The sequence below is a fragment of the Streptomyces sp. NPDC058086 genome, assembly GCF_042885015.1.
Taxonomy (GTDB): Bacteria; Actinomycetota; Actinomycetes; order Streptomycetales; family Streptomycetaceae; genus Streptomyces.
This window is the reverse complement of sequence record NZ_JBHVST010000039.1, coordinates 82,743-93,811: the sequence shown is the minus strand read 5'-3', so window position 1 is coordinate 93,811 and position 11,069 is coordinate 82,743. Positions and strand designations below refer to the sequence as shown.

The following is an 11,069-nucleotide window of genomic DNA, read 5'->3' as shown; positions in this document are numbered from 1 at the left end:
CGCCGAGAGCACGCTCCCCCAAGCTCTCGACTCCGCTCGAGCAGGGGGACCCCCATGACGCCGCAGGGCCCGCCCTCCGGGCGGACGACGGGAATGTGACGACAGGACCTAGGATCGGCGCGTGATCGCCGAGCTGCAGTGCGTGGTGCTGGACTGCCCCGAGCCGCTCCGACTCGCCGAGTTCTACGAGGCCTTGCTCGGTGGGACCGTCAACCGGCCCGACCCGCGCTGGGCGCTCGGCGAGGCCTGGTCGACGCTGCACACGCCGTCCGGTCTCGTGCTCGCCTTCCAGCGAGTCCCGGCCACGGAGTACCGCCCTCCGCAGTGGTCCGATCCCGCCCGCCCCCAGCAGTTCCACCTGGACTTCGGCGTCCCCGACCTGGACCGGGCGCGGGAACAGGTCCTGGCTCTGGGCGCGACGCCCCTCGACGTCTCCGACGGGCGTGGCTGGCACATCTACGCCGATCCGGCAGGACATCCCTTCTGTCTGGTCCGTCACTGAGGAGTTGCGCCATGGAGCGGATGCTCCGACTGCGCCCGCAGCTCAGCTGATCGTGCGCGGCAGTCGCAGGCTCAGGGCCGTCGTCAGGGCCACGCCCGCCAGTTGGACCAGGAGGGTGGTGACGAGGGCGTCCCGCATGCCGTTGCTCGAGGCGAGGGACAGGAAGAGGGTGCCCAGGGTGGCGACGCCGATGGCGAGGGCCGACTGCTGGGTGGTGGCCATGACCCCGCTGCCGACTCCGGCCCGCGCGGACGGCACCTCGGAGAGGATGATCCGGATGAGGACGGGGAGCTGGAGTGCCTGGCCCGCGCCCGCGACCGCCGCGCCCGGCAGCAGTTGCCACACGCCCAGGTCGGGCCAGGACCGCCAGGCGGCCAGCGCGATGAGAGCCACGCCCACCGCCTGGATCAGCCCGCCCGCCGTGACGATCCGGGTGCCGTAGCGGGCGATCAGCCGGGGGCCGCAGAGGGAGACGACGAAGAAGACCACGGCCATCGGTGCCAGGGCCAGGCCCGCCGGGACTGGGCCGAGGCCCGCACCCCGCTGCAGCGCCACCGCGATCACGAACATGAAGCCGCTGAAGCCGATCGAGAACGGCACGATCATGATCAGGCCCCGGCGGAGCGAGGTCAGCGCGAACAGGCTCGGCGGCACCAGGGGCGTACGGCCCTCGCGGTCCTCCCGGCGCTCGACGAAGTAGAACGCCGCCGCCGCGAGGGGGAACAGCGCCAGCGACAGCCAGGTCCACAGGGGCCAGCCCGCCGCCCTGCCCTCGGTGAGCGGGGCGAGGAGCGCGAGAAGGGACACGGCGAGCAGCACCGTGCCGGGGGTGTCGATCGGCTCCGGGTGCTGCGAGCGCGTCTCGGGGACGGCGCGCGTGGCCAGGATCAGGCCGAGGATCACGACGGGCACGTTCACGAGGAACACCGCGCGCCAGCCGGTGCCCGCGATGTCCGCCGCGACGAGGAGGCCGCCGAGTATCTGCCCGGCCACCATGGACAGACCGGCCGTGGCCCCGTACAGGCCCATGGCCTTGGCGCGGCGCGGGCCCGCCGTCGCCGCCTGGATGGTGGCGAGCACCTGCGGCAGCATCGCCGCGGACGCCGCGCCCTGGGCGACGCGCGCCGCCACCAGCGTCCAGGCGCTGGGCGCGAGCCCGCACGCCAGGGAGGTCAGGCCGAAGGCCGCCATGCCGCCGAGGAAGAACTGGCGTCGCCCGAAGAGGTCGCCGAGGCGGCCGCCGAGGACGAGCAGGACGGCGTACGCGACTCCGTACCCGGCGACGACGAGTTCGAGGACGGCTTCGCTCGCGTTCAGGTCACGGCCGATGGTCGGGAGGGCTACGTTGACGATGAAGAAGTCGATGAGGGGCAGTGCCGCTCCGAGCAGCACGGTGAAGAGGCCGAGGCCGCTGAGCACGGGTGCTGCGGAGGGCGAGCGGACTGGAGTCCTGAGGGTTCCGGTTTCGGTCACGTCCTCCAGAGTTCTCCTGACCTCAGACTGGTACCAGAGTGTCCTTATCCTGGTAGAAGCACTACCTGGCAACAGGTTCCGGTGAACGGCAGGCTGGAGGCATGACGACGATGACGCAGGAGAACGCCGCTCCCCGGCCGGTGGAGGCCATCGACCCTGCTCAGCGGGCGGTGTCCGTGACTTCTCCCCGGCCGGTGGACCCCGAGCCGCACGGCACCACCGCCCCCCGCGGCAGCGAGATCCGGCGCCACGAGCTCGCCACCTTCCTGCGCAACCGCCGTGAGCGCATCACGCCGGAGGAGGTCGGACTGCCCCGCGGCCGCCGCCGGCGCACGCCGGGCCTGCGCCGCGAGGAGGTCGCGCAGCTCTCCGCCGTCGGCGTCACCTGGTACACCTGGCTCGAACAGGCCCGTGACATCCAGGTCTCCGAACAGGTCCTCGACGCCCTGGCCCGCACCCTGCTGCTCGACCCCAGCGAGCGCGCCCATCTCTTCCGGCTGGCCGGAGCCGTCGACCCCACGCCCGCCGCGCGGTGCCCGACCCTCACCCCGGCCCTGCTCGAGGTGCTGTCCCAGCTGGAGCCGGTCCCGGCCTGCATCCAGAACAGCCGCTACGACATCCTGGCGTACAACCGCACGTACGCCCGGCTGATGATGCGCGACCTCGACGGCGTACCGCCCGAGGACCGCAACTGCATGATCCTCGTCTACACGCACCCGGAGTGGCGCGAGTCGATCGTGCTCCTGGACGAGACCATGCGTGTGATGGCCGCCAAGCTGCGCAGCTCCATGGCCGGTCACCTTGGTGAGCCCGCCTGGAAGATGCTGGTCAAGCGGCTGCGGACGGAGTCGGCGGAGTTCCGGGACATCTGGGAGCGGTACGAGGTGTTCGGCGGCTCGCGCAGCAAGACCAAACAGTTCCTGAACCCGTACGTCGGACTCCTCACCGTCACCCACACCGACCTGTGGCTGGCCCCCGACATGGGCGCCCGCATGGTGACGTACGCCCCCGTGGACGAGCAGAACCGCGAACGCCTGAGGAAGCTGCACGAGATCGCGCTGACGGCGGAGACGGAAGCCGCCTAGGACACGCCGAGGGCACGCCTAGGCGTGGACGCTCACCGAGTCCCGGACCTCCGCCGACTCCAGCTGCCGTGCCGTCCGCTCGGCCGTCCCGCGTGCCCAGCGTCCGCTGGTCAGCGCGCCCAGGACGAGCACGGCGAGACCGCAGCCGGCGAGGATCCACCAGCCGGGGCGGGCGGCCGACACGAACGTCTCCCGGTACGCCGAGGCCCGGATGCCGGAGGCGAGGACCGCGCCGACCACGGCGACACCGAGGGTGCCGCCGATCTGGCGGCTGGTGGAGGCTACGGCGGCCGCGACCCCGGCCTGGGTGCGGGGCATGCCGGAGACGGCGGTGTTGGTGATGGGGGCGTTCACGAAGCCGAAGCCGAGGCCGAAGAGGACGTACCCGATGACGAGCGTGACGTTCGACGTCTCACCTTCGAACGCGGCGAAGAGAATCCCGCTCGCGGTCATCGAGACCCCCGCGATCAGCAGGGGCAGTCGCGGCCCCCGGTTGCCGACCAGCCGCCCCGACAACGGCGCGCACACGAAGCACATGACCGCCATGGGCAGCATCCACAGGCCCGCGTGCAGCGCGTCCAGACCGCGCACGTTCTGCAGATAGAGCGTCGAGAGGAACAGGAACCCGCTGAGCGCGGCGAACGCGCTGATGGCGACGACCGTGGCTCCGCTGAACGGCGCCGAACGGAAGAAGCGCAGGTCGATGAGGGGTTCGGCGCGCCGGGGCTCGTACCACAGCAGGCCGAGCAGCGCGGCGACGGCGATCGCCCCGAAGGCGAGGGTCTTGGGGGCGCCGGAGCTGGGCGCCTCGATGATCGCGTACGTCAGGGAGCCGAGCAGCGCGATGACGAGGAGCTGCCCGACCGGGTCGGGGCGGCGGGCCTTGGGAGCGCGGGACTCGGGGACGTAACGCCAGGTGAGCAGGAGCGCGGCGAGGCCGACCGGGAGGTTGATCCAGAAGATCGACCGCCAGCCGACCGAGTCCACGAGCAGGCCGCCGACGATCGGGCCCGCGGCCATCGATATGCCGACCACGCCACCCCAGACGCCGATCGCGCGGGCGCGCTCGCGCGGGTCCGTGAAGGTGTTGGTGATGATCGACATCGCGACCGGGTTCAGCATCGAGCCGCCGACCGCCTGCACCATGCGGAAGGCGACGAGCGAGTCCAGGTTCGGAGCGACGGAGCACAGGACCGAACCGAGGGTGAAGATCACCAGGCCCGCCTTGAAGACCCGGCGGCGGCCGATGCGGTCGGCGGTCGAGCCCGCAAGCATCAGCAGCGACGCCAGGACCAGCGTGTACGCGTCGATGGTCCACTGGAGACCCGCCACGCTCGCGTGCAGTTCCTTCTGCATCGAGGGCAGGGCGACGTTCAGGACCGTGTTGTCGAGGCTCACGATCAGCAGGCTCATGCAGCAGATCGCGAGGACCAGAAGACGGTGGCGGGGACTGAGCTCGGGCATTTCTCCAGCCTACGCCCATGTCGATAGTGCGTCTAACTAATGACCCTCCTCTGTCGCGCACCGCACTCGTTCATGACAGTCACCACAGTCACCGCACCCGTCCGCGTACGCGACAATGGGGGAATGTCCACGACCGCCCTCGCGCCCGCCACCACCGCCGCTTCCCCGTTGTCGATCGGCCCCCACACGGTCCAGCCGCCCGTCGTCCTCGCCCCCATGGCCGGGATCACGAACGCGCCGTTCCGCACGCTGTGCCGCGAGTTCAGCGGCGGCAAGGGCCTGTTCGTCAGCGAGATGATCACCACGCGAGCGCTGGTCGAGCGCAACGAGAAGACCATGCAGCTGATCCACTTCGACGCGACCGAGAAGCCGCGCTCGATCCAGCTGTACGGCGTGGACCCGGCGACCGTCGGCAAGGCCGTCCGCATGATCGCGGAGGAAGGCCTCGCCGACCACATCGACCTGAACTTCGGCTGCCCGGTCCCGAAGGTCACCCGCAAGGGCGGCGGCTCCGCCCTCCCGTACAAGCGCAACCTCCTGCGGGCGATCCTGCGCGAGGCCGTCAGCGGGGCGGGCGACCTCCCGGTGACGATGAAGATGCGCAAGGGCATCGACGACGACCACATCACGTTCCTCGACGCCGGACGGATCGCCGTCGAGGAGGGCGTCACCGCCATCGCCCTGCACGGCCGCACCGCCGCCCAGCACTACGGCGGCACGGCCGACTGGGACGCCATCGCGCGCCTCAAGGAGCACGTGCCGGAGATCCCCGTCCTCGGCAACGGCGACATCTGGTCGGCGGAGGACGCGCTGCGAATGGTGCGCGAGACCGGCTGCGACGGGGTCGTGGTCGGGCGCGGCTGCCTCGGCAGGCCGTGGCTGTTCGGCGACCTGGTGGCCGCCTTCGAGGGGCGCCAGGACGCCTATGTCCGCCCGACCCTGCGCGAGGTCGCGGCCGTCATGGTCCGCCACGCCACCCTGCTCGGCGAGTGGATCGGCGACGAGGCGCGCGGCGTCATCGACTTCCGCAAGCACGTGGCCTGGTACCTGAAGGGCTTCGCGGTCGGCTCCGAAATGCGGGGTCGGCTCGCGATCACGTCGTCCCTCGCCGAACTCTCCGACGGCCTCGCCGAGTTGGACCTCGACCAGCCCTGGCCGACGGGCGCGGACGGCCCGCGCGGCCGCACGTCCGGCAACAACCGGGTCGTCCTGCCGGACGGCTGGCTCAAGGACCCGTACGACTGCGCGGGCATCAGCGAGGACGCGGAACTGGACACGTCCGGGGGCTGACTTTCGGGTCGGGGGCCCTCAAGCGCCCCCGACCGCCGTGAGCAACGCCAACGGTGCCGCCGCCGAACGGGACTCCCGTACGCACGCGTGCGGATAAGGCACCGGCTCCCCGTGTGTCTCGCGGCCGTACCCCGCGAGGACCTCCGGCAGACGGTGGCCGGCGGCCGTGGCGGCGTCGACGAGCGCGTGGGCGACCGTCCGGGCCTCGTCGTGCAGGCCGTAGCGGGCCAGCCCCAGCGTGATCAGCGCGTTGTCGTGCGGCCAGACCGAACCGCGGTGGTACGACAGCGGGTGGTACGCCGGCTGGCCGGAGGCCAGGGTGCGCACGCCCCAGCCGGAGAAGAAGTCCGGCTCCAGCAGGCGGTGGCCGACCAGTTCGCCGTACTCCTTGTCGAGCAGCCCCGACCACAGCAGGTGCCCGGCGTCCGAGGCGAGGGCGTCGACCTGACGGCCGTCACCGTCCAACGCCAGCGCGGGGAAGGCGTGTTCACTCATCCAGAAGTCCCGCTGGAAACGGTCACGGAGGTCGCCCGCCGCCTGTTCGAGCAGAGCGGCGTAGACCTCGTCGCCCCAGACCGTACGGGACAGGTGGGCGGTGCGGCGCAGTGCGTCGTACGCGTATCCCTGCGCGCCCGCGGCCATCACCGGCCCACTGGGACGGCTCCCGTCGGCGGAGCAGATCGCGCCGGGGGAGTCCTTCCAGTTCTGGTTGGCGAGTCCGCCGCCGTCCGCGCGGTAGACGAGATAGCCGACGGAGGTCAGGCCGCCGTGGTCCAGCATCCAGCCGATCGCCGCCCGGGCGTTGGCCTCCAGCCGTCGGGCCAGGGTCGGGTCACCCGTCTGCTCGGTGTACGCGCCGAGCAGCACCAGGAACAGCGGTGTCGCGTCCACCGAACCGTAGTACCGCCCGTACGGCACCTGCCCGAAGTGCGCCAACTCACCGTGCCGCACCTCGTGCACGATCTTGCCGGGCTGGGCCACCGCACCCGCTCCCACCTCGGCCGCCTGTGTCGCGGCGAGCGCGGGCAGCGTGGCGGCGGCGAGCTCGGGGCGGTAGGGGAGCGCGAACAGGGAGGTCAGCAGAGCGTCGCGGCCCAGGAGCGTGAGGAACCACGGCACTCCGGCCGCCGGTACCCGCAGCTCCTCGCCGTCCGGGCCCGTTGCCGGGACCTGGAGCACCGCGAGGTCGGACAGCCCGCGCGCGCAGGCCGCGGCCAGCTCCGGCCAGCCGGTCGGGAAGGGCACGCCGTCCGCGAACTCACCTTCCAGCGCGAGGAGTTGTTCATTCGCCGCGGAGGGTGAGGCGGGCACCTCCGGGTCCTTCAGCGCCCCGTGCGGGCGGGCCGCGACGCGCAGCGCCAGCTCCGCCGAGGCGTGCGGTTCGAGGTCCAGGGTCCATACGAGGCGACGGGCGCCGGTGCCGGTCTCCTCGACTCCGTCCGGCGGCGGCTCGGAGGTGACCGTCGTACAGGACCGCCACTCCCCGCGCTGGTAGCTGAACTCCACCCCGTCGTCGAGGACCTGACGCCCTCGTACGGCGCCGATCTTGGCGTACGTACGGTAGTCGGAGCGCAGCTCGAACTGGTCGGTGAAGTCGGCGTCCACGGTGAGCGCGATGCGCACGGTCGTGGGCGACGGACGGTTGCTGGTGACGCGCAGCGCCTCCACGAACGCGCCGTCGGCGACGGCCTGTTCACGAAAGAGCGTGTACGCGGGCGGTTCGTTGCGCCCGCCGCGCGGGACGAGCACACAGCGCGCCGTGTCACCGTCCGCGACCGGCGTCAGCGCCTCGGGCACCGCGCCGTCGACGGTCAGCTGCCAGCGGCTGAGGTGCCGGGCGTCCCGTACGAACAACCCGTCCGGGGAGCTGCCGCTGCGCACCCCGCTGATGTCCCCGCCGTCGCCCACGGCGGCGAACGTCCCACCGTGCACGAGCAGATGATGCCGGTCCGTCATCCCCGGTCCCCTCCCTTGGCGCCCGTCTCGAATGAACTGTGTGGCGTGTGTGGCGTGTGTGATGCGTGCGATGCGTGTGGCGGCGTGCCGTGTACGTTGTCGAACGCGCGGCGCCCCGGATGGGACACGACTTGCGTCGACTGATCCGCCCGATTCGCCAGATCCGTCAGATCCGCCCGATCCGTCAGATCCGCCTGGTCGGCGCCCGCGGGCTCGTGCAGCAGGTCCAGTGTCAGCGCGGCCGTCCAGCTGAAGCCGAGCGCGCCGCAGGCCTCGCCGGTGTACGGATCCACGTACTCCGCGAACCCGGACGAGTCTGCCGTCTCCAGAAGCGCCGCCCGCAACTCCTCCGCGCGCCCGTGCTCCCCGTGCAGCCGCAGCCCGCGCTCCAGCAGCCAGTTCGTGTTGAACCACGCCGGGCCGCGCCAGTAGCGGTGCGGGTCGAAGGCGTGCCCGGTCAGGTCGTAACTCGGCGCCAGCCGGGCGACCCCGCCGAGCCCGAAGTGCGGCCCGCCCGCCGTGCGGACCAGGGTGGCGGCGATGTCGCGGGGGAGTGCGGGGAGGATGAGCGGGAGCAGCCCGGCCACGCTGCGCTCGGGGATGAGCGCACCGGTGCGAGAGCGCTGCTCTGAAGCGTGAGCACCGCTCTGGCGGGAGCGCCGCTCCGAAGAGTGAGCACTGCTCTTGGCAGAGCGCCTCTCCGACTCGTGAGCACTGCTCTTGGCAGAGCGCCGCTCCGAACCGAGAGCACCGTTCTCGCCCCCGTCGCGCGCATCCCCGCCGTACACGTCCCGGCAGAAGAACATCCCCTCCGCCGGGTCCCACAGGCGCTCCACCAGCGCTGCCGTCAACCGTTCCGCGCGGGCGTGCCGCGCCGTCCCCGCCGCGCCCAGTTCCTGCGCGATCGCGGCGAGCGCGTGCTCGGAGGCGATCAGCAGCGCGTTGAACGCCGGGTCCTCGACGGCGAACTCGCCGGCGCCGTCGGCGTACCCGCCGTCCCGGTAGTCCGTCGCGAGCCGCACGTACCGCCCGTAGTCGAGGTCCGTCGGCCGGTCCTCCGCGGACCCGTGGTCGAGGTCGGCGCGGCGGAAGGAGCGCGGCGCGGCCGGGGTGACACGGCTGAGCGGGGCGTCCCAACACGGGCTGTTGTCCATGCCCTGCTCCCACGGGTGGACCACGGAGGCGAGCCCGCCGCCGCCCAGGTCCCGCCGGTGCAGCAGATAGCGGTGCCAGGCGGCCAGCCGGGGATACATCCGGGAGAGGAAGGAGCGCGACCGGGACAGACCCGGGTCGGCCTGGTGCACCAGCCAGGCGGCGAGCGCGTGCACCGGTGGCTGCACGATGCCCGACGTCTGTACGGTGCGCGGGGCGCCCGCAGCGCGCCCCGCGGTCGAGGAGCGCCAGAAGTCGGGGCTCGGGAAGTAGGCGTCGAGCGGAACGGAGGGGTTGAACACGATGTGCGGGATCCGGCCGTCACCCCATTGGGCGCCGAGCAGCGTCTCCAGTTCCGTCTGCGCCCTCAAGGGGGACAGGTGGCGCAGGCCGATCGCGATGAAGGCGGAGTCCCAGGACCACTGGTGCGGGTACAGACCGTGCGAGGGAACCGTCGACGTTCCCGTCCAGTTGCCTTCGAGTACCCGGGCGGCCCTGAGGTGCAGCGACCCGGCGGGCCGGTCGGGATCGTATACATGCGCGCCGGAGTGGGTGATCTCGTGCGAACCGGGCGGAGCGGGGGAACCCGAGGTGCGCACGGGGGCGGTGATCCCCGTGCGGCGGATGGTGAGTTGGGTTGTGCTGTCCACTCAGGTCTCCCCGAAGACGTCCGGCCGATCGGTTCGGCACTAGCTACCGTAGGGTTACGTCTATTTAACACGCAAAACTCAATATGTAATGCAGAGTTGGTGAACGCAAGGGGTTGGGCATGACAGGCATGGCGGGGACGGCGGGAAGGGCGGCGAAGGCCATGAGGGCCGGGCATCAGGCAAGCGCCGGGGAACTGCTCGAACTGGTGCGCAGCGGGCGCGCCACGACGCGCGGCGCGCTGCAGCAGGCCACCGGTCTGTCGCGGGCCACGGTCGGCCAGCGCCTCGACCGGCTCTTCCGTGCGGGCTGGCTGCGCGAGGGCGCGGGCGGCCCGGTGGACTCCCCGCAGGGCGGCCGGCCCTCGATCACCCTGGAGTTCGACGACGAACACGCCGTCGTCCTCGCCGCCGACCTCGACACCCGGCACGGCCGGGCCGCCGTCGTCTCGCTGAGCGGCGAGATCCAGGCCGAGCACCACGGAAGTCTGCGCATCGAGGACGGCCCGGACGCCGTGCTGGGCGAACTCGGCCGCTGGTTCGCCGAGCTGCTGGAGAAGGCCGGGCAGCGCGCGGACGCGGTGTGCGGGATCGGGATCGCGGTGCCGGGCCCGGTGGACACCGACACCGGCAAGGTGGTGCAGCCGCCGATCATGCCGGGCTGGGACGGTTTCGACATACGCGGGCGTCTGGGCCGCGCCTTCGCCGAGCACACCGGCAACAAGAGCGCGGGTGGCGCCGGTAGCGCCTGGAGCGCCGGGATCACCAGGAGCGGCGCCCGGATCCCCGTACTCGTCGACAACGACGCCAACCTCATGGCGTACGGCGAACAGCGCACCGGTTATCCGGACTGTTCGGCGTTCGCCCTGGTCAAGGTCTCCACCGGTATCGGTGCGGGCATGGTCGTCGGCGGCTCCATCTACCGGGGCGTCGACGGGGGCGCAGGCGACATCGGGCACATCCGGGTGGGCGCGGACGCGCTGTGCCGGTGCGGTTCGTACGGCTGTCTGGCCGCCGTCGCGAGCGGTGGCGCGGTGGCGCGCAGACTCGCCGAGTCCGGCGTCCCGGCCACCTCCGGATCGGATGTGCGCGACCTGCTGACGGCCGGACACCCGGAGGCGATGGCGCTCGCGCGGGAGGCGGGTCGCCAGGTCGGGGACGTACTCGCGACCGTGGTGACCCTGTTGAACCCCGGCGTGCTGATGATCGCCGGGGATCTGGCCGGAACCCCGTTCCTCACGGGTGTGCGCGAGCTGCTGTATCAGCGGGCGCTGCCGCGTTCGACCGCTCATCTGGACGTGGTGACCTCGCGGCTCGGGGAGCGGGCGGGGCTGGTGGGGGCCGGGGCGCTGGTCGTGGAGTACCTGTATGCGCCGGAGCGGGTGGAGGAACGGCTGGCGGCGCTGGGTGTGTGACGCCTGTGTGACGCCCATGGACGGCGGGGTGTGTGACATCCATGTGTCGCGTCCACGTCGCGTCCACATCGTGGTCCGCATGATG

The 11,069-nt window shown here is 71.9% G+C and carries 8 protein-coding genes; 4 read left to right on the top strand and 4 right to left on the bottom strand.

What is annotated here, in order from left to right; translation table 11 throughout:
- The first annotated feature begins 121 nt into the window (after positions 1 to 121).
- Positions 122 to 502: a VOC family protein gene (locus ACFVWD_RS28090; protein WP_389600000.1), complete on the top strand. Its 381-nt coding sequence runs from the start codon at positions 122 to 124 to the stop codon at positions 500 to 502.
- Positions 503 to 544: 42 nt separating this feature from the next.
- Here ACFVWD_RS28090 and ACFVWD_RS28085 read toward each other — a convergent pair whose 3' ends face one another.
- Positions 545 to 1,975, bottom strand: coding sequence for an MFS transporter (locus ACFVWD_RS28085; RefSeq protein ID WP_389599998.1), 1,431 nt, complete (start codon positions 1,973 to 1,975; stop codon positions 545 to 547).
- A gap of 101 nt (positions 1,976 to 2,076) precedes the next feature.
- On the opposite strand from ACFVWD_RS28085, the gene ACFVWD_RS28080 reads away from it, so the two are divergent.
- Entirely contained in the window at positions 2,077 to 3,060 is a 984-nt protein-coding gene (locus tag ACFVWD_RS28080; RefSeq protein WP_389599996.1) for a helix-turn-helix transcriptional regulator, read from the top strand.
- A gap of 18 nt (positions 3,061 to 3,078) precedes the next feature.
- On the opposite strand, the gene ACFVWD_RS28075 is transcribed toward ACFVWD_RS28080, so the two are convergent.
- The gene (locus tag ACFVWD_RS28075) at positions 3,079 to 4,524 is read right to left on the bottom strand and encodes an MFS transporter (protein WP_389599994.1); all 1,446 of its coding nucleotides are present in this window, start codon (positions 4,522 to 4,524) and stop codon (positions 3,079 to 3,081) included.
- 123 nt (positions 4,525 to 4,647) lie between these two features.
- Here ACFVWD_RS28075 and dusB point away from each other — a divergent pair, with 123 nt between their 5' ends.
- Positions 4,648 to 5,814, top strand: a complete 1,167-nt coding sequence (dusB, locus tag ACFVWD_RS28070) for a tRNA dihydrouridine synthase DusB (protein WP_389599992.1) — start codon at positions 4,648 to 4,650, stop codon at positions 5,812 to 5,814.
- Between the two features lie 18 nt (positions 5,815 to 5,832).
- On the opposite strand, the gene ACFVWD_RS28065 is transcribed toward dusB, so the two are convergent.
- Positions 5,833 to 7,770 (bottom strand): glycogen debranching N-terminal domain-containing protein, encoded by a 1,938-nt coding sequence (locus tag ACFVWD_RS28065; protein ID WP_389599990.1) that lies wholly within the window; start codon positions 7,768 to 7,770, stop codon positions 5,833 to 5,835.
- A complete protein-coding gene (locus ACFVWD_RS28060; RefSeq protein ID WP_389600014.1) occupies positions 7,767 to 9,479 on the bottom strand; it encodes a hypothetical protein in 1,713 nt (570 codons plus the stop codon). The genes ACFVWD_RS28065 and ACFVWD_RS28060 overlap by 4 nt, the downstream gene beginning before the upstream one ends.
- Positions 9,480 to 9,700: 221 nt before the next feature.
- On the opposite strand from ACFVWD_RS28060, the gene ACFVWD_RS28055 reads away from it, so the two are divergent.
- The gene (locus ACFVWD_RS28055) at positions 9,701 to 10,984 is read left to right on the top strand and encodes an ROK family protein (protein WP_389600013.1); all 1,284 of its coding nucleotides are present in this window, start codon (positions 9,701 to 9,703) and stop codon (positions 10,982 to 10,984) included.
- Positions 10,985 to 11,069: the final 85 nt, after the last annotated feature.